This is a genomic window from Streptomyces sp. NPDC002156 (assembly GCF_053593675.1).
Genome location: NZ_JBSFDA010000071.1, coordinates 1 through 19,249, shown reverse-complemented (window position 1 = coordinate 19,249; position 19,249 = coordinate 1). Strand labels below are relative to the sequence as shown.

Here is a 19,249-nt window from a genome sequence, read left to right as displayed (position 1 = left end):
GTTCTGTTCGTCTCCGTGTATTCGTCTCCGTTGAAGGGAGTGCCGTGTCCCCTCGGCATCGCCGTCGCCTCGTCCGGGTACTGGCTCCAGCGGTTCCTCTGGTGCTCGGTGCGGGACTCGTGATCGCACCGTCCGCAGCGGGCGCGGACGCGGGCCCGGCGGCACAGAGCGCGGTCACGGTACGGATCGATCCGTCGTACCAGCAGCAGGAGTTCGAGGGCTGGGGCACGAGTCTCGTCTGGTTCGCCAACGCGACGGGCGGCTATCCGGAGCCCGTGAGAAGACAGCTGGTGGACATGCTGTTCGGCGACGACGGGCTCGCGCTCAACATCGCGCGCTACAACATCGGCGGCGGCAACGCCCCGGACGTCCGCACCAACTACATGAAGGCCGGCGCGACCATGGACGGCTTCTGGAAGGCGCCCGAGGGCACCACCCAGAAGGACATGGACTGGTGGGACCCGAACAACCCGGACCACTGGGACTGGGACGCCGACGCGGGCCAGCGCTGGTGGGTGGACCAGATCAAGGACAAGGTCACCACCTGGGAGGCGTTCAGCAACTCGCCGCCCTGGTTCCAGACGGTCAGCGGATATGTCTCCGGGGGCTTCGACGCGAGCACGGACCAGATCCGCGCGGACCGGGTCGACGAGTTCGCGACCTATCTGGTGAAGGTCACCGAGGAGATGGAGAAGCGACACGGGATCGAGTTCGACACCATCGATCCACTCAACGAGCCCAACACCAACTACTGGGGTACCCAGTTGGGTGCCGACGGCCAGCCCACGGGCGGTCGTCAGGAAGGCGCGCACGCCGGTCCGGGACTCCAGCAGGAGGTGATTCTCGCCCTCGACAAGGCGCTGGCCGGGGCACAGACCGACGCCACGATCTCCGCGATGGACGAGACGAACCCCGGTATCTTCACCCAGAACTGGAACGCCTACAGCGCCGAGGCCCGGGCCGCCGTCGACCAGCTCAACGTGCACACCTACGGCACGGGACAGCGCACCAGTGCCCGGGACATCGCCAAGGGCGCCGACCGGAAGCTCTGGATGAGCGAGGTCGAGGGCACCTGGGGCACGGGCACCGACTTCACGAGCATGGACCCGGGGCTCGGCATCGCCACCCGGATGGTCGACGACATGCGTGAACTGGAGCCCTCCGCCTGGGTGTTCTGGCAGCCCGTCGAGGACTCGATCCCGCAGGCCGCCGCCGGCAAGAACTGGGGCAGCATCCATGTCCCGTTCAACTGCACGGCCACGGACACCCTGGAGACCTGCCCGATCAAGGCCAACACGAAGTTCCACACGATCAGGAACTTCACCCACTACATCCGCCCGGGCGACCACTTCGTGAAGACCGACGATCCGTCCACGGTCGCCGCAGTGAAGGCGTCCGGCCGCGCGGCGACGGCGGTCCACGTGAACAGCGCCACGACCGCGCGTTCCGTGACCCTCGATCTCTCCCGCTTCGGCAAGGTCGGGCGCCAGGCCTCCGTCACGCCCGTGGTGACGAGCGCCGACGGCGCGCTCGTACAGGGCACACCGGTTCCGGTGACGGGCAGGTCGGCGACGCTCACCGTCCCCGCGAAGTCGGTCACGACCTTCCTGGTCGAGGGTGTCAGCGGCGTGGCGAAGGACGCGGCCCTCGTACAGCCCGGCCACGTCTACCGGCTCCAGGGCGCCCAGAGCGGCAAGTCGCTCACTCCGTCGGACGACGGCACCGGCGTCGTCATCCGCACGACCGACGCGACGAACCCCCAACAGCTCTGGTCCGTACGGCAGTTGACGCCCGGCACCGAGAACCGCGAACGCTACGCCCTCACCACCGCCACGACGGGGAGACAACTCGCCGTACGCGACAACCTGGCCGTGCTGGAAGACCCGCCGACCGGAGAGCCCGACGCCGCCGCCCAGTGGATCCTGTCGACCACCGGCGACAACACCTGGACCTTCGTCAACGCCGCCACCGGCCGCCTGCTCGATGTCACCGGCCAGTCTTCGGCGGACGGCGCCAAGGTGTCGACGTACACGCCGACTTCGGCCGCGAACCAGCGCTGGGCGGTGCCCGACGAGACGGTCCTGCGCACCGAGTCCGCCAAGGTGTTCACCGTCCCCGGTCTGCGGCCCGAGCTGCCGACCACGGTGACGCCGGTGTTCCGGGACGGTTCCCGGGGCGCCCTCCCCGTCGTGTGGAACGTGCCGTCGGACCGGGCCTGGCGTCATCCCGGGACCGTACGGGTCAGGGGTGAGGCGACCGACGCGCTCGGACGCACCGTCCCGGCGACGGCGGTCGTCACCGTCGACACGATCGCCTCGACCCTGCCCGGCCGTGCCAAGACCTACCTGGGCGGCCAACCGGAGTTGCCCACCACGGTCGTCGGCGTCGGCGCGCACGGCGGCCGGACCGACCTGCCGGTGACCTGGGACCCGGCGCCCGATGGGGCGTACGGCACGACCGGGGTCGTCACTCTCCACGGCACCGCCCGGATCGTCGGCGGCGGTGCGGCCGACGCGACCGTACGCGTCCAGGTCACGGAGCCGGTGGCGACGAACATCGCGCCCGGCCCGGACGTCTCCGTCGCCGCCACCTTCACCGAGAGCGGCTACTCGGCGGAGCGGCTGCGCAACGGCGACCTGTCGGAGAAGGCGTGGTCCAACTGGAAGCCGGGGAACACCAAGAACCCCTCGGACACCGTCACGTTCACGCTGCCGAAGGCCCGCGATCTGAGCAGGATCGTCGCGTACTTCCACCGGGACGGGTCCAACGCGTCCTTCCCGGAGAGCCTCAAGGTGCAGGTCCAGGACGCCGACAGCGGCACATGGACCGACGCGGGCGACCCCGTCCCGGTCGGGACCGAGGGCACGCCGGTGATCGACGTACCGCTGGCGGCGGGGCCGGCGACCGGGGTGCGTGTGGTCATGACGGCGCGTCAGGGCGGTTACGTCACGATGAGCGAGGTCGAGGTGTACGCCAAGTCCCCCGGCGTCTCCTCGGATTCGGCCGCCGCGTCGATCGAAGTGGCCGGAGTCCCGGTCGCGGCCTTCGACCCGGGGACGACCGGCTACCGGGCCACGACCCGCGATCCGGCGCGGGCCGTGGTCACGGCGACGGCTCGCGACCCCTACGCGAACGTCACGGTCGAGACGATCCGCGAGCACGGCCGGACGCGGGCCGTCGTCACGGTGACCGGTGAGGACGGGACGCGGACGACGACGTACCGGATCGCACTCGTACGACGCTGACGACACTGACAACACGCCGAATCTGGCCTGTTATGCACATGGCAGCATAGAGTTGCGGTTTGCAAAATACCGTTCCAGTTGGGGTGTGAGTTGTGGGAAGTGCACTGACCGCAGTCGTCATTTTGGCTCTTGCCGTGCTTTATCTGCTGCCGTCGTACATCGCATTCAACCGTGGGTCGAAGGACCGGTGGCTGATCCTCATCATCAATGTGTTCCTCGGCGGATCGGTCATCGGGTGGGGTGTCGCTCTCTACCTGGCTCTCCGCGCGCCGAAGAAGGTCAAGGACACGGCGGAGAGTCTTGCCTGACGGCTGGCTCTGCGGCTCCACAGGCGTCAACGCCTCAGGTTCGCCCGGACGGCGGCGACGACCGCGTCCCGCTCCGTCCGGCTGAACAGCCCCTGCGCCAGCCAACCGTCGGCGAGGACCCGGACCGCGTCCAGGAAGGCCCCCTGGGTGGCGAAGGGAGCCCGCTCCCAGAGCACGTCGAGGAAGGTCAGGCCGTCCGGGCGGGCGCGGTTCGGTACGCCGGAGGTCGCCGTGCCGAACACCACGACGGGCTCGGAGCGCTTGAAGTAGGCGTGGTAGCGGGCGGTGTCGGCGATGTGGAAGGGGGCCAGGGTCAGACCGTGCGTGGTGAAGTGCAACGGACGGCCCTCGGGCCTCACCGTGGCGGCGAGGTCGCCGCGCAGCGTGAAGTCCTTGTAGAAGGAGAAGGTGCGCAAGGTCGTGGCCTGGCTCCGGGCGACCAGCAGGACCGGTCCGTAGAACAGTGACTGGACCGTGGGGTCGTCCAAGGCCCGTTCGACGCGCAGTCGGTAGGGGGCGGAGACGGTGATCCGGTCGCCGGGCTGCCAGTTCCGGCTCAGGGTGAGGTAGCTGCCGGGTGCGGAAGTCGCCGCCTGCGGAACCCCGTTGACCGCGACGGCGAAGCCTCCCGTGGCCCAGGACGGCACCCGGAGCTTGAGATCGAGGTTGCCGCCGCCCTCGCGGAAGATCAGGGTACGGACGCCCTCGGCCGGATAGTCGCTCGTCTGCTCGACGACCAGGCTCCGCTCCGGCCAGCGCAGGGTCGACGCGAGATAGAGATTCACGTACAGCGCGTTACCGTCGGCTGAGCGGAAGTACACCGAGTCCTGGTACTTGGTGTGGTTCTCCATCCCCGTACCGCCGCAGCACGTACCGGTGTTGCCGAACTCGCGCACGACTCCCGGACCCATCCCGACGAAGTACGTGACCTCCGGACTGTCCGAACTGCGGGCGTCCCGGCGGGAGGCGAGGATGTGGTTGGTCAACCCCCGCTCGTAGTAGTCCAGGTAGGCGGGGTCGGGGGTGTGGAAGAACAACTGCCGGCTCAGTTTCAGCATGTTGTACGTCGCACAGGTCTCGGCGTTGTTGTCGCCGAGGGTCGCCGCGATCGCGTTCCGCGCCCGGAACATCTCCCCCTGACCCGTGCCGCCCAGGCTGTACGTCCGGGGACCCGCGACCATGCCCCAGAAGTTGCGGGCGGCGGTGGCGTACTCCGTCTCCCCCGTGTGGTCGAACAGCCGTACATAGCCGGTGAATTGGGGGATGTGCTGGTTGGCGTGTCGGCCGTCGAGGATGTCACGGTTCTCGGCGCAGGCGTCCAGTAGCGCGGTGTTGTCGAAGCATCGGGCGGCGGCGAGGTGTTCCGCCCGGCCTGTGAGGGCGTACAGATCGGCCAGTACCTCGTTCATACCGCCGTACTCACCGGCGATGTAGATCGACCACATCCGCTCCAACTGCGCCTGGGGCAGACGGCTCAGCCTGCTGTGCACCCAGTCGCCCATCTTCGAGACGATGGTCAGGGCCTGCTGGTTTCCGGTCAGGGTGTGGGCGTCGAGGAGGCCGCGCATGATCTTGTGGCAGGTGTAGTAGGGCGCCCAGATGGTGGGGTAGGTCGTGTAGCTCTCCAGCAGGACGAACTGCGTCTCCGGGTACGCCGCGAGGTATCCGGGGTGGCTCGGTCTCGGCGATCCGTGGTCGGCCAGGGCCTGTTGGCACTCGCCGAGCGCGGTGACCAGATAGTCGAGCTTGGTCTTCAGCGCGGCCTCGCGGGTGTCGGCGTACGCCTGCGCCACGAGGGTGAGGAAGTGACCGCCGAAGTGGCCGCGCAGATTGCCGTCGGCGGTCTCCCAGCCGCCGGGCGGCTGCGCGCCCCGGGTGTCGAGCCCGGCGTTGGCGCGGAAGACGGCCAGGATGCGGTCAGCCGGGTAGGCCCTGGCGTACTCCAGCATCAGGTCGCGCTTACGGCGGAACACGCCTTCGCCCAGGGTGACTTGGTCGAGGGGGAAGGGGTGTACAACCCAGGTGGCGGGCGGGGCGAGCGTGGGGAGGGTGGCACCTGACGCGGGTAACTCCGGGGCGGCCGCGTGCGCCGCCGGTATCGCGTACGCAAGGGGTGTGGCGGCCGCACTTCCGGCCGCGAGTCTCAACAGGCCTCTACGGGTGGGGGGTTGGTTCATCTCGGGCTCCGATCGTGGGGTTCGGGGGACCGGGGTTTACGGCTCTGTGGTCGTCGGCAGCCACACGCGCATCGTCGAAGGGCCGCGGTTCGCCCAGGAGTTGTAGGGGACCAGGACGATTCCCGCGCGCTCGGCGGCGGAAACGGTGGCCCGGTCCAGTGGCCGGTACGGCCATGCGGCCTGGCTCGGATCGACCTCGGCCTGCTCGACGAGTTCACCCGGCGCGACCACGGTGCCTTCCGGCCCGTCCTCCGGCTCGACGGACGGATCCACCCGTACGGCGTCCACCTCATGTCCGTCCGGCAGGTCCACGGACTCGGCGCAGTACACCAGCGGGCCGCGCTGGACGGCGACCGTGCCGCGCACGGCGTCGATGCGCGGGTCCGGCGCGATCCACCGTGGGGCCACGGGGAGTTCGAGCCGTATCTCGTCGCCGGGGACGAACATACGGGTGATCTCCGCAGTCCCCGGGTCGACCGTACGGCAGGTTCCGTCCGGGTCGACCAGGTAGGCGGTGGCGCCCTCCGTCCAGGCGGGGACACGCAGCGACAGGGTCCACGGGTGGGCCGGGGGCGAGCTGTCGATCCGTACCGTCACGTTGCCGCCGGACGGGTAGTCGGTGCGGACGCTGAGGGCGACCGTGTGGCCGCCGGTGAGGGTCGTGGTGATCTCCGCGTCGGCGTACTGGTGGAGCTGGACGCCCTGGTCGTCGGCCGTGGCGAGGTAGGCGGGGAGCTGGGCCAGGGTGCGGGCCACGTTCGTCGGGCAGCAGGAGACCGCGAACCAGGGGGCACGCAGGCTCGATTGGGCGCGCGGACTCACCTCGTCGGCGGCGGGTACGGCGCCCCGGTGGCGCCGGTGCAGGGTGTTGGCGTAGAAGAAGGACCGGCCGTCCTCGGACGGGGAGGTGGCGACCACGTTGAACAGGGTTCGCTCGGCGAGGTCGGCGTAGCGCGGGTCGCCGGTGGCCAGGAGCAGCCGCCAGCCGAGCTGGACGGAGGCGACGCCGGCGCAGGTCTCCGAGTAGGCGCGGTCGGGCGGGAGGACGAAGTCGTCGCCGAAGGCCTCGTCGCGGTGGTGCGAGCCCATGCCGCCGGTCAGATAGGTGCGCCGGGCGACCCCGGCCTCCCACTGCCGTACGACCGCCGCGAGCAGTTCCTCATCTCCCGTCTCGACGGCCACGTCGACCGCGCCGGACGCGAGATAGAGGGCGCGGACGGCGTGACCGCGCAGCGCCATGGCATCCCGTACGGGCACGTCGTCCTGGTGGTAGACACGGCCGAACTCGCCGTCGGCCAGGGTGCCTTGGCCTCGGCGGTCGATGAACAACGCGGCCTGGTCGAGATAGCGTTGCTCGCCGGTCAGCCGGGCCAGTTCCACGAGGGCCATCTCGATCTCCGCGTGGCCGCAGACGCGCTCGATGCCGCCCCGGCCGAAGGTGGCGCAGATGTGGTCGGCGGCGCGTAGGGCGACTTTCGTCAGCTCTCCCTTTCCCTCTCCCCCGCCCCGAGCCCGGGCTTGGGCGACGCCTGCCTGGATCAAGAACCCGTAGCAGTACAGCTCGTGACCCCATTCGAGGTCGCTGTAGCGGGGCTGCTGCCCCGGGTGGCCGAAGGCGGTGTTCAGATAGCCGTCCGGTTCCTGGGCGGATGCGACGGCCTCGGTGAGGGCGGCGATGTCCGGGTCGAGCGCGGCGCCGGTGCCACAGGCAGCCTGCCAGGCCATCGCTTCGAGGAGCTTGTAGACCTCCGAGTCCGCGAACTCCCTTCCGTGCCGATCGTGTTGGATGCGGCCCTCGGCGACGGCCCGGAAGTTGCCGGTCCAGCCGACGCGTTCCATCCAGTCACGGCAGTGGGCGAGCGTGGCGGTGGCGTTGGTCTCCCTGCGCCGGGCCCAGAATCCGCCCGTGATCCTGACCTCGTCCAGACCCAGCGGACGCAGCCGTCCCCGGGTCGGGGCCACGGGCAGTACGGTCGACAACTCTCGGTTCTCGCTCACCAATTGATGCCTTTCATCCGGTCGTCAGGGTCGTCCGGTTCGTCGTCAGTCTTCAGCGTCAGCCCTTCAGCGCGCCCGACATGAAGCCCCGTACGTAGTGCCGTTGCAGCAGCAGGAAGAGCAGGAGGCAGGGCACCGCGAGGACCACCACACCGGCCTCGGTGGCGCCGTAGTCGACGGCGCCCATGCTCTGCTGCCGGAGGTTGGCGACGGCCAGCGGCAGAGGGGCCTTCTCACTGTCGGAGATGAGGATCAGCGGGGCGATGAAGTCGTTCCAGGCGGCGAGGAACGCGAACAGGCCGACGGTGATCAACCCCGGTCGTACGGCCGGGAGTAGCACCCGGCGCAGCGCACCCGCCGTACCGCAGCCGTCGACGAGTGCCGACTCCTCCAGTTCACGCGGTACCGCCTCGAAGGAGATCCGCATCATGAAGGTGGCGAACGGCAGTTGGAACATGGTCAGGACGAGGCTCAGCCCGATGAGCGAGTTCTGGAGGTGGAGCCGGCCGAGCAGCACATAGAGAGGGATGAGGAGGGTGGCGTACGGGACCATGAGGATGGCCAGCGTCAGCAGGAACAGCAGGTTCTTTCCCGGGAAGTCGAAGCGGGCGAAGGCGTATCCGCCCAGCAGGGACACCCCGAGGGTCAGGGCGACGGTGAGCGCGGAGACGACGGTGCTGTTGAGGAAGTACTGCCACAGGCCCGCGTCGTAGTCGAGGAGCGTCCGGTAGTTGCCGAGGCCGTAGCCGGACTCCTGTGCGGTGCCGGGTTGTCCGCTGACCGAGGCCCAGGCGTTCCACACCAGAGGGAAGAGGAAGATGACGGCCAGCCCTCCGGCGACGACGTAGTAGGGCGTACGGCCGAGGGCTCGGGTCAGCACGGTCGGGGCCCCTCTCATGACTCGTCGGCGCGGCGCAGACCGCGGAACTGGAGGGCGTTGAGGAGCAGCAGTACGGCCAGGACGATCACCGAAAGGGCCGCCGCCGTACCGAGGTTCATCCGCTGGAAGGCCTCCCGGTAGATCAACTGGACGACGGTGACGGTGCTGTTGTCCGGTCCGCCCTTGGTGAGGACGAAGAACTGGTCGAAGGCCAGCAGGGATCCGGTCACGCAGAGCAGCAGCGTCAGCGCGATGGACGGGCGCAGGAGCGGCAGCGTGATGGAGCGGAAGATCTGTCCCCGGCTCGCGCCGTCCATCCGGGCCGCCTCGAACACGTCGTGGGGGATGCGCTGGAGGCCCACGAGAAGGATCAGCATGTAGAACCCGGCGAACTTCCAGACGATGAGGAAGACGGTCGAGAGGAGGGCGGAGGTCGGGGTACCGAGGAAGGACACCGGGTCGTCGACGAGGCCCAGGTTTTCGAGGATGCGGCTGAGGGGGCCGGTGGTCGGGCTGTACAGCCCCCAGAAGAGCAGCGACGCGGAGGCGAGCCCGAGGGCGCTGGGCAGGAAGTAGACCGTACGGAAGAAGCCCGCCGCCGGTCGGGACTCCTGCACGAGCAGGGCGAGGAGGAGGGCGAGGCCGAGGAGGATGACCGTGACGATCACGGTGTAGAGAAGCGTGAAGCGGACGGCCGGCCAGAAGAGGGTGGTGTCGGTGGCGTCGGTGTAGTTCTCGGGGGTGTTGAGGCCCCGGTCACCGGCGAGGAGGGGCCAGTCGCTGAGGGACATCTGGCCTACGAGGAGTAGGGGTAGGAGGAAGAAGACGGTGACGAAGACGGCGGTGGGGGCGGCGTAGGCGAGGCCCTGGGCCTTGCGGGTGCGCATGAGGCTCCTTTACAGAGTCGGCCATCTGTGCCGCTGAAGGGCAGGGGCGCAGCCCCGCCCTTCAGGGGCGCGGGGAACTGCGCGACCAGCCCCCACGCACCCGCAGACAACCCTTCAGTCCGCCAGCGACGCACTCACCGCGTCGTTGTCCTTCTCCACATCCGACCCATCACCGAACACCGCATCCCGCATCAAGCTCAGCCAGGGCCCGTTCGGGTCGTTGAAGGTCTGGCCGAACTTCAAGGCGTACGGAGTACGCCCGTCCCCCACCAGCTCGTTGATGGTCACGAGCCTCGGATCCGCGTCCGAGTACTTGTTGGACGCCAGATCCGCCCGCGCCACCACGTCCTTGTGCGCGGCGACCACATCGACCTGTGCCCTGTCGCCCAGGGACCATGCAAGGAAGTTCCAGGCCTGGTCGGCCGACTCGCTGGTGGCGGAGACGCCGATGGCGTCGCCGCCGACGAAGGTGGACTTGCCGCCGTCGGGTCCGGGGATGGGCGCGACACCGAGGTCCAGGTCCTTCGGCATCAGGCCCAGCGTGGTCGAGGGCATCGGCATGACCCCGACCTGCCCCTTCGGGAAGACCCCGGTCCAGGTCGCGCCGGTCTCGTCGCGGGCGCCGGGGGCGACGATGTCGTCGTCGACCCAGCCCCGGTAGGTGTCGTACACCTTCTTCGCGGTGGCGGAGTCCAGCGTCGCCTCGGTGCCGTCCGCGTTCAGCACGTCCTCCCCGGCGGCCCAGATGGACGGCCACCAGGTGAAGACTCCGCAGCCGCCGCAGTTCCCGCCGAAGAACGTGCCGTTGACGCCGCCGCCGAGCGCGTCCACGGCGCGGGCCTGCTGGTCCCACTCGGCGAGGGTGGTGGGCGGCTTCTCGGGGTCGAGTTTCGCCTGCCGGTAGAGGTCCTTGTTGTAGAAGAGGACCGACAGATCGAGGGTGTGCGGGACGACGTACTTCCGGTCCTCGTACGTGCCCGCCTTGATGTGGGACGGGGCGAGGCTGTCGGCGAAGGGCAGGGCGTCGATGCGTTCGGTGAGGTCGGCGAAGAGGCCGCTGGAGGTGTAGTTCGGGACGAACACCACGTCGGAGGCGAAGAGGTCGGGCAGGTCCTTGGAGCCGGCCGCCGCGCCGACCTTGGCCTGGTAGTCGTCGGTGGGGACGACGGTCAGCTCGACCTTGTTCTTGTGGCTCGCGTTGTACGCCTTGACCAGTGCCTCGCTCTGCGGCCGGGTCGCCGCCCGGGTCCACATCGTCAGCGTGGCGCCGTCGTCGACGCCGGTGGCACCGGCCGCTCCCCCGCCACCCCCTCCTCCACCGTTCGAGCCGTTGTCGCCGGAACCGCAGGCGGTGACCAGGCTCACGGCGGCGAGAAGCGCGACGGCGGCGGTGGCAACTCTGTGCCCCATAACGATCCCCATAAGGATCCCCCTCGTGTGGGTTCCGCGCCGGAAAGAAACCGAAAAGGCTTTCTGAAGCTAGGACTAGGCTCACGGCCCGTCAATCCCCTTGCACAGAAGGGAAGTCGGGGCCCGATGTCACACCCGCCGCGCGTGCCGAAACCTGTGAAAGTGCTCGGGAGCCACCTCGGCCGAAACAACTCGCGTACGGTTTACGCACGCAAGGCGAGACAGGAGTTCATCCATGGCACAGGCCACCGGCCCCTCTCGTTCGCAGCCCGCCACCCTCAGCGACGTGGCCCGGCTGGCGGGCGTGTCCATCGCCACCGCGTCCAAGGCCCTCAACGGCCGCAGCCAGGTGCGCGCCGAGACCCGGCAGCGGGTGGTCGACGCGGCCGAGCGGCTCTCGTTCCGCCCGAACCAGCTGGCGCGCGGTCTGCTCGCCGGGCGCACCGGCACGGTCGGGCTGCTCACCAGCGACCTGGAGGGCCGGTTCAGCATCCCGATCCTCATGGGCGCCGAGGACGCCTTCGGGGCGGGCGAGGTCGCCGTGTTCCTGTGCGACGCCCGGGGGGACGCGATCCGCGAACAGCACCATGTGCGGGCGCTGTTGGGCCGCCGGGTCGACGGTCTGATCGTCGTGGGCAGCCGGACCGATCCGCGTCCGTCCCTGGGCCGGGAGCTGCCGGTCCCGGTGGTCTACGCGTACGCCCCGTCGGACGACCCGGACGATCTGTCCATCGTCCCCGACAACGTCGACGCCGGCCGGATCGCCGTGACCCACCTGCTGGCGTGCGGGCGTACCCGGATCGCGCACATCACCGGCGACCCCGGGTATCTCGCGGCGCGGGAGCGGTCCGAGGGCGCCCTGGCCGCGCTCGCCGACGCCGGTCTGACCCCGGTCGAGGAGCCCCGGTTCGGGGCCTGGTCGGAGGGCTGGGGGCGGGCGGCCACCGCGCTGCTGCTCGACCGGCACGCGGACGTCGACGCGGTGCTGTGCGGCAACGACCAGATAGCGCGCGGCGCCATGGACGTACTGCGCGAGCGCGGCCGGCGGGTCCCGGAGGACGTGTCGGTCATGGGCTTCGACGACTGGCACGTCCTGACCTCCGGCGCCCGGCCGCCGCTGACCAGCGTCGACATGAACCTCGAACAGGTCGGCCGGGCCGCCGCGCACGCCCTGTTCACCGCGATCGGCGGGGGCCGGCGCTCGGGCATCGAGGCGCTGCCCTGCCGGGTGGTGATCCGGGGCTCGACGGCACCGCTGTCCTGAATCCCGCTGTCCTGAATCCCGCTGTCGATGAACTGGGCTCTCGACCACCACTCTTGACACTCCATCAGCTCGCTCCTACGTTGCGAAAACCTTTTAGGTCGTTTCAGCAAAGGGGAGCCATCCGATGCGAAGACGAATCGAACCCGCCTTACAGCGCCTCCTGATCGTCCTGGCGCTCGTGGCCTGTTCCGCCCTCACCGCGACCCCCGCTCGCGCCGCGCAGACCATCGGGTTCCCCACCTTCAGCGGACCCGCGATCCCGGCCCCGCCCGTCGCCCACACCACCGGCGACATGATGAAGTCCATCTACGACGCGGAGAGTTCGGGCACCGACTTCTGGATGGACCGGCTGCTCGCCCGTACCGGCGACGACCCGGCAGGACCCTGGCTGATGAGCCGTGGCCGTGCCCTGTTCATGAAGACCCACAATCCGGCGGTGCTCGGCTTCGGCGGCAGCGTCGCCTACTGGGAGAGCGTCAACAACCAGAACGCCTACGCCGTCGCGATCAGCCCGGGCACCTTCACCGAACAGGTCGCCCAGCGCCGCCAGATGCCCAGCCACTGGAACAGCGTCCACACCAGCGGGTCGGTCACGGTCAACCAGACCAAGTTCATCACCGACAACAACGTGGCCGTGACCAGCCTGTCGATCAGGAACACCGGCAGCAGCTCAACGACCCTGCAACTGCGGGCCACTTCGCCGTATGCCACCACGGGCACCGGCAGCGAGCTGACCGGCCAGGTGAACGCGTACAACAACCTGACCACCCTCCGCCCCCGCCTCACCGGCGACGGTTTCACGGTCTCCAGCGGCGGCCTCAACCGCTCGGTGACGGTCGCGGCCGGGGCCACGGTGACCGCGAAGGTCGTGATGGGCTTCGTCACCGACGAGATCCCCGAGTCGCTCACCGAGTACAACGCCTACGCGGGCTACTCGAACGCGACCGCCTTCGCAACGCACGTCAGGGCGTACAACCTGTGGTGGGCGCAGAACGTGCCGTACATCGACGTACCGGAACCGGCGATCAAGAAGAGCGTCTACTACCGCTGGTGGCTGATGCGCTTCAACAACCTGGACGCCGACATCCCCGGGCAGACCTTCCAGTTCCCGACGTCGACCGAGGGCGTCCTCGGCTACAACAACGCGATCGCGCTCACCCAGCCGATGCACATCGACGACCTGAAGTATCTGCGCAACCCGGCCTACGCGTACGGGGACTGGCTGAGCGTCGGCCAGACCTCCAAGGGCGGGCGGTTCCTCGACAACCCGGGTGACCCGGAGAACTGGTCCAACAGCTACACCCAGTACATCGCCGAGGCGGCCTGGAAGAGCTACCAGATCCACGGCGGCCAGCCCGGCATCGCCGCCAACCTGGCGCGCTACGCCGAGGGCGACGTCAAGGGCCAACTCTCCTACTACGACCACGACAACAACAAGCTCATCGAGTACGACTGGGGCGCACTGACCGGCAACGACGCCGACGCGGTCTCCTTCCACTGGAAGCCCGGCAACATGGACCGCGCCGAGTCCGCCTACCAGTACAGCGGCGCCCTGGCCGCCGCGCAGGCCTACGAGGCGATCGGCAACACGGCCAAGGCGACCGAGATGCGCACGCTCGCGACGCAGATCAAGGACGCCATCGTCAACGTGCTGTGGAACCCCAACCGGCAGTTGTTCGAGCACCGGTTGAAGTCGACGAACGAGTGGGTGCCCTGGAAGGAGATCAACAACTACTACCCGTTCTCCGTCGGAGCCGTCCCCAACACCACTGCCTACAAGCAGGCGTTGCGCCTGTACGACGACCCGGCCCAGTACCCGATCTTCCCCTTCTACACGGCCAACCAGGTCGACAAGCAGGCGGCGGCCGACGCCGGGGAGCCGGGTTCCAACAACTTCTCGACCATCAACTCCACGGTTCAATTCCGGCTGTACTCGTCGGTGTTGCGCAACTACCCCAACTCGTGGATGAGCGCGACCGACTACAAGAAGCTCCTGTACTGGAACACCTGGGCGCAGTACGTCGGCGGCAACACCCAGTGGCCCGACGCCAACGAGTTCTGGGCCGACTGGAACGGCAGCTCCATCGACTACCGGTCCTGGATCCACCACAACATCCTGGGCAGCAGCAACTGGACGGTGATCGAGGACGTCGCCGGTCTCCGGCCGCGCAGCGATGCCAAGGTGGAACTCTCCCCGATCGACATCGGCTGGAGCCACTTCACCGTCAACAACCTCCGCTACCGCAACGCCGATCTGTCGATCGTCTGGGACGACCCGGCCGACGGTGTCGTGCGCTACCCGGGCGTCCCGGAGGGCTACTCGATCTACGTCAACGGCAACCGGGCCGCCACCGTCAACTCCCTGGTGCCCTTCACCTGGGACCCGGCGACCGGTGCCGTGACGACGAACGGCACGGTCACCTACAACACGGCGGTCGCCGGACTCCAGGCACCCAACCAGGTCGTCCAGAGCAGTCCCCGTATGGTCGACATGCTGGCCAAGGCGGGCGTCGACCTCACCGCCGATCTGACCAACCTGGCTGCCGGGGCGACGACTTCGGCCTCGTACACCGGGTCGGGCAGCTCGGTGTCGGGCGCGGTCGACGGCTATCCGACCAACGAGCCGTTCTGGGGCGCCGGCGGCTCCGCCAACAGCCAGGACTGGTACGAGCTGAACTTCGGCGCGGCCCGCACGCTCAACGAGGTGCGCCTGTACTTCAAGGACAGCCGCCCTGCCAGTACGACCTACCGGGCGCCGTCCGCGTACACCATCCAGTACTACGACGGCAGTTCATGGGTGAACGCGCCGAGCCAGACCAGGACCCCGACCGCTCCGCGCGCCAACTACAACCTGGTGCAGTTCCCGGCGGTCACCGCCCAGCGCGTCCGCGTCCTGGCCACCAACGCCTCCGGCGCGAAGACGGGCCTCACCGAGGTCAAGGTCTTCAACCGGGGCGGTGTCCAGCCGCCACAGCCACCGGCCAACCAGGCGTCCTCGGCGACACCGTCCGCGTCCTACACCTCCGCCTGGGAGAGCGTCGCCGCGCTCAACGACGGCATCGATCCGCCCTCGTCCAACGACACGGTGAACCCGCGCTGGGGCACCTGGCCGGAGACGGGCCAGCAGTGGGCCGAGCTGACCTGGCCGGCCGCGAAGACCCTCAACAGGGCCGACGTGTACTTCTTCGACGACGACCAGGGCATCGACATGCCCTCGGCCTGGAAGCTCCAGTACTGGAACGGCAGCGCGTACGTGGACGTGCCCGGTGCGAGCGCCTACTCACTCGCCAAGAACCAGTACAACCCCGTCACCTTCACCGCCACCAGCACCACCCGGCTACGGGTGCTGCTCACCGCCACCGGCAGCAGCTCCGTCGGACTCCTCGAAGTCAAGGCGTACGGCCCCTGAGGGATGAGAAGGGATGTGCCTGAAGTGACCCGTTCCAGATGTACGGCCGTACTCGTCGCCGTGCTCGCCATGGTGGTCGCCCTCCTGGTGGCGCCGCCCGCGTCCGCCGCCGTCACGTTCGGCTCGACGGGCGTGAACCAGAACGGCGGCAACTGCCTTGACCTGCCCGGCGGTTCGACGACCAACGCGACGCAACTGCGCGCGTTCACGTGCAGCTCCGGCGCCAACCAGAACTTCGGCTACACCCCGGTCGCGGGGACGTCCGACACGTACACGATCACCACGCAGTCCGGTCAGTGCGTGGACGTCTTCGGGGCGTCCACGGCGGACAACGCCACGATCATCCAGTGGCCCTGCCACAACGGAACGAACCAGCAGTGGCGGCTCGTTCCGGTGACGGTCTCCGGCACCGACAAGACCTTCAACATCGTGTCCGTCTCCTCCGGCAAGTGCGTGACGCCCAGCGGCGGTTCGTCCGCCTCCAACACCAACCTCGTACAACTCCCGTGCGCCGCCGCCAACGGCAGGGTGTGGCGGCTGCCCGGCTTCATCAGCGACGGCACCGGCACGCGCACCTTCACCAACCCGCTCTCCCAGCACGGGCCCGACCCCTGGCTGACGTACTACGACGGCTACTACTACCTCGCCACGACCACCTGGAACTCGACGGTCACCATGCGCAAGGCGAGCACCCTCGCCGGGCTCGCGACCGCCACCGACCAGGTGATCTTCAACCTGACCCGGCCCAACGGGGCGGGCACGATGTGGGCCCCGGAGTTCCATCTGCTCGACGGCCCGAACGGCAAGCGGTGGTACTTCTACTACACGGCCGGGCGGGAGCCGTACGACCTGGGCACCCAGCGCATCCACGTACTGGAGAGCGCCGGCCTGGACCCGATGGGCCCCTACTCCTTCAAGGCCGACCTGCTCGACCCGACCCAGGACAACACCTGGGAACTCGACCCGGGCATCCTCCAGTTGAACGGTCAGCTCTATCTCCTCGGGACGTTCTACAACGGCTCGCAGCCCATGTTCATCCGGCCGCTGTCCAACCCGTGGACCGCGAGCGGCACCCGCCGGATCCTGTCGACCCCGACCTACAGCTGGGAGACGGTCGGCGGCGCGGTCAACGAGGGCGCCGAGGTGCTCCAGCGGAACGGCAGGACGTTCATCGTCTACTCGGCCAGCCACTGCTCCACGCCCGACTACAAGCTGGGAATGCTGACGTACAACGGAACCGGCGACCCGCTCAACTCCGCCTCCTGGGTCAAGTCACCGAACCCGGTCTTCCAGCGCTCCAACGCCAACGGCGTGTACGGGCCGGGCCACAACGGGTTCTTCAAGTCACCTGACGGGACGGAGGACTGGATCGTCTACCACGCCAACAACTCCACCTCGGGCGGCTGCGACATGAACCGCACCACCAGGGCGCAGAAGTTCACCTGGAACGCCGACGGCACACCGAACTTCGGTACGCCGGTCGCCCTGGGCGTCACGCTGACCGCGCCGTCGGGCGAGTGACCGCGGACTCGTAACCTGTCGCTCCGCAGACCGTCGGTTCGGGAACCACCACTTCCCGGACCGTCGGTTTGCGGATCAGGAGCAGCGCCGCGTCGTCGTGGAGCCGGCCGCCCACGTGGTCCAGCAGTTCCTCGTGGAGCGCGTCGAGAGTGCGGGCGGGCTCGTCGGAGGCGTGGCGGGCCAGTCCTTCGTCGAGCGGGTAGAAGGCGCGGCCCCGGTCGCGGGCCTCGGTGACCCCGTCGGTGTACAGCAGGAGCTGGTCGCCGTCGGCGAAGGGCAGTACGTGCAGGTCGGGGGTGTGCCCGGTGAGGGCGCGCAGGCCGAGGGGCGGGGCCGGGTGCGCGGGCTCCACGGCCGCGACCTCGCCCGAGGCGTGGACGAGCAGCGGCGGCGCGTGGCCGCAGTTCACCACCTCCAGGTGTCCCGTCCTCGGGTATCCGGCGACCACGGCGGTGACGAAGTCGTCCGGGCCGAGGTTGCGGGCGAGGCTCCGCTCGATGCGGTCGACGACGGCGAGCAGATCGGGCTCGTCGTACGCGGCCTCCCGGAAGACGCCGAGCACCAGCGCGGCAGTCCCCACGGCAGGCAGCCCCTTGCCACGCACATCGCCGACGATCAGTCTCACCCCGTACGGCGTGGGTATCAGCGCGTACAGATCACCGCCGATCCGGGCCTCGGCCGCCGCCGCGCTGTAGCGGACGGCCACCTGGAAGGGGCCGACCGTCGCCGGGACGGGGACGAGCAGGGCGTGCTGGGCGGTCTCGGCGACCGAGCGGACGGCGTCGAGGACCCGCTCCCGGCGTCCGCGCAGCGCGCTGGCCAGGCCGCTCGCCAGGGTGACGGCGGCCAGGGCGGACAGTACGGCGGCCAGCTCACGGGCCGGTACGCCGTCCCAGCTGCCGAGCGTCGCGCCGAGCACCCCGGCGAGGAGGCCGACGTACAGGACACCGCGCGGACCGTTGGTGGTGGCGGCCAGTGCGGGCCCGGCGGCGAGCAGCGGCAGCCAGCTGCTCCCGGCCCCACCGACGAGGTCGCCGAGGACGACGCCGGCGACGATCAGCACGGGCAGGGCGGGCAGGATCGGCAGTGCGGCCATGCGGGTCCTGAACGTCCGCATCGGCCAGTGGTCGCCGTCATGGTGTCGGGCCTGACTCATGTTCCGTCCGCAGTCCTCACCTGTGTACGGGGCGAGCCCCCGATATGCCTGTTTCATCCAGTAATCAGGAAACGCGATCAACCGGGTCGGAAACAAGGAGCGGATTTTCAGATAGTGAGCGAGAGACTCCTGGTCACACGGTCCGCGATCGGCATCAGCCGGGCCCGGATCTCCGGCAGCCGGGAGAGCCGGTCCACCGGCATGGACACGCCGAGCGAGCCGAGCGTGTCGCCCCGGTAGACGGGGACGGCGACACAGACCGTGCCGAGGGAGTACTCCTCCAGGTCCGTGACGGCCGGGGCCACCGGTGAGGAGTCGATACGCCGGAGCAGTTCCGGCGGGCTGGTGATCGTTCTCGGGGTGAGGTCGGCGAGGTGGTGGCGGGAGAGGTAGTCCTTGCGGGAGTCCTCGTCCAGTTCACGCAGGACGGACTTGCCCAGCGCGGTGGCGTGGCCGGCGTCCTCGAACCCGACCCACAGATCGACGCGGGGCGCCCGCGGACCGTCGACGATCTCGGCGACCCTGATCTCGCCCTCCTCGTAGAAGGTGAGGTAGGCGGCTGTCGCCAGCTCGTCGCGCAGCGCGGCCAGCGTGGGACGGACCCGGCTGAGCAGCGCCTGCCCCCGGCCCGTGGTCCGCAGGGTCTGGAACTTGTCGCCGAGGATGAACCCGCCGTCGTCCAGTTTCCGCAGGTAGCCGTCGTGGACCAGGGTCCGCAGCAGGTGGTAGGCGGTGGCCAGGGGCAGCCCCGTCTCGCGTGCCAGCTGCTTGGCCGGCGCGCCGTTCTCGTGCGCGCTCACCGCCTCCAGCAGGCGGAAGGCCCGCTGGACGGAGGTGATGAGCGTGGGGCCTTCGTGCGCACCCATGGGACCAGCGTGCGCCCGGCGTGCGGCACGGGCAAGGCGTGCGCGGCGAGGGGCGCGCCAGCACTTGTTCTCGCCCCCGCCGCCCCTACCCGTCCCATCCCTGGGGGCTCCGCCCCCAGACCCCCGCT

The 19,249-nt window shown here is 69.3% G+C and carries 12 protein-coding genes; 5 read left to right on the top strand and 7 right to left on the bottom strand.

All coding sequences use genetic code 11. From position 1 onward, the window contains the following. Positions 1–44 precede the first annotated feature (44 nt). Positions 45–3,245 (top strand): glycoside hydrolase, encoded by a 3,201-nt coding sequence (locus ACWCRB_RS26490; RefSeq protein WP_450998415.1) that lies wholly within the window; start codon positions 45–47, stop codon positions 3,243–3,245. 92 nt (positions 3,246–3,337) lie between these two features. Continuing rightward, on the top strand, positions 3,338–3,553 hold the full coding sequence (locus ACWCRB_RS26485) for a superinfection immunity protein (RefSeq protein WP_369030101.1): 216 nt from the start codon (positions 3,338–3,340) through the stop codon (positions 3,551–3,553). Positions 3,554–3,579: 26 nt separating this feature from the next. On the opposite strand, the gene ACWCRB_RS26480 is transcribed toward ACWCRB_RS26485, so the two are convergent. The 5 genes from ACWCRB_RS26480 to ACWCRB_RS26460 all read right to left on the bottom strand — a co-directional run bounded on the left by ACWCRB_RS26480 (position 3,580) and on the right by ACWCRB_RS26460 (position 10,905). After that, positions 3,580–5,730: a glycoside hydrolase family 127 protein gene (locus tag ACWCRB_RS26480; RefSeq protein ID WP_450998414.1), complete on the bottom strand. Its 2,151-nt coding sequence runs from the start codon at positions 5,728–5,730 to the stop codon at positions 3,580–3,582. A 36-nt stretch (positions 5,731–5,766) separates the two neighbouring features. Further along, positions 5,767–7,728, bottom strand: coding sequence for a glycoside hydrolase family 127 protein (locus ACWCRB_RS26475; RefSeq protein WP_450998413.1), 1,962 nt, complete (start codon positions 7,726–7,728; stop codon positions 5,767–5,769). 58 nt (positions 7,729–7,786) lie between these two features. Beyond that, on the bottom strand, positions 7,787–8,608 hold the full coding sequence (locus tag ACWCRB_RS26470) for a carbohydrate ABC transporter permease (RefSeq protein WP_369030103.1): 822 nt from the start codon (positions 8,606–8,608) through the stop codon (positions 7,787–7,789). A gap of 14 nt (positions 8,609–8,622) precedes the next feature. Continuing rightward, complete coding sequence (locus ACWCRB_RS26465) at positions 8,623–9,495, bottom strand: carbohydrate ABC transporter permease (protein ID WP_450998412.1); 873 nt, start codon at positions 9,493–9,495, stop codon at positions 8,623–8,625. A gap of 114 nt (positions 9,496–9,609) precedes the next feature. Then, a complete protein-coding gene (locus tag ACWCRB_RS26460) occupies positions 9,610–10,905 on the bottom strand; it encodes an ABC transporter substrate-binding protein (protein WP_450998411.1) in 1,296 nt (431 codons plus the stop codon). A gap of 235 nt (positions 10,906–11,140) precedes the next feature. On the opposite strand from ACWCRB_RS26460, the gene ACWCRB_RS26455 reads away from it, so the two are divergent. The 3 genes from ACWCRB_RS26455 (at position 11,141) to ACWCRB_RS26445 (ending at position 17,099) form a co-directional block, all read left to right on the top strand. Next, a complete protein-coding gene (locus ACWCRB_RS26455; RefSeq protein WP_450998410.1) occupies positions 11,141–12,169 on the top strand; it encodes a LacI family DNA-binding transcriptional regulator in 1,029 nt (342 codons plus the stop codon). Between the two features lie 124 nt (positions 12,170–12,293). Beyond that, positions 12,294–15,578, top strand: coding sequence for a discoidin domain-containing protein (locus ACWCRB_RS26450; RefSeq protein WP_450998409.1), 3,285 nt, complete (start codon positions 12,294–12,296; stop codon positions 15,576–15,578). A gap of 24 nt (positions 15,579–15,602) precedes the next feature. Further along, positions 15,603–17,099: a family 43 glycosylhydrolase gene (locus ACWCRB_RS26445; RefSeq protein ID WP_450998408.1), complete on the top strand. Its 1,497-nt coding sequence runs from the start codon at positions 15,603–15,605 to the stop codon at positions 17,097–17,099. Here ACWCRB_RS26445 and ACWCRB_RS26440 read toward each other — a convergent pair. Together ACWCRB_RS26440 and ACWCRB_RS26435 are read right to left on the bottom strand one after the other, a co-directional pair. After that, the gene (locus tag ACWCRB_RS26440; RefSeq protein WP_450998407.1) at positions 17,071–18,255 is read right to left on the bottom strand and encodes a PP2C family protein-serine/threonine phosphatase; all 1,185 of its coding nucleotides are present in this window, start codon (positions 18,253–18,255) and stop codon (positions 17,071–17,073) included. The genes ACWCRB_RS26445 and ACWCRB_RS26440 overlap by 29 nt on opposite strands. 107 nt (positions 18,256–18,362) lie before the next feature. After that, positions 18,363–19,121, bottom strand: coding sequence for an IclR family transcriptional regulator (locus ACWCRB_RS26435; protein WP_450998406.1), 759 nt, complete (start codon positions 19,119–19,121; stop codon positions 18,363–18,365). Positions 19,122–19,249 lie beyond the last annotated feature (128 nt).

Excerpts from the sequence above, each read along its gene's own strand:
- ACWCRB_RS26480 (WP_450998414.1), bottom strand. The coding sequence starts at position 5,730 with ATGAACCAACCCCCCACCCGTAGAGGCCTGTTGAGACTCGCGGCCGGA.
- ACWCRB_RS26465 (WP_450998412.1), bottom strand. The coding sequence starts at position 9,495 with ATGCGCACCCGCAAGGCCCAGGGCCTCGCCTACGCCGCCCCCACCGCC.
- ACWCRB_RS26460 (WP_450998411.1), bottom strand. The coding sequence starts at position 10,905 with ATGGGGCACAGAGTTGCCACCGCCGCCGTCGCGCTTCTCGCCGCCGTG.
- ACWCRB_RS26455 (WP_450998410.1), top strand. The coding sequence starts at position 11,141 with ATGGCACAGGCCACCGGCCCCTCTCGTTCGCAGCCCGCCACCCTCAGC.
- ACWCRB_RS26450 (WP_450998409.1), top strand. The coding sequence starts at position 12,294 with ATGCGAAGACGAATCGAACCCGCCTTACAGCGCCTCCTGATCGTCCTG.
- ACWCRB_RS26440 (WP_450998407.1), bottom strand. The coding sequence starts at position 18,255 with ATGAGTCAGGCCCGACACCATGACGGCGACCACTGGCCGATGCGGACG.
- ACWCRB_RS26435 (WP_450998406.1), bottom strand. The coding sequence starts at position 19,121 with ATGGGTGCGCACGAAGGCCCCACGCTCATCACCTCCGTCCAGCGGGCC.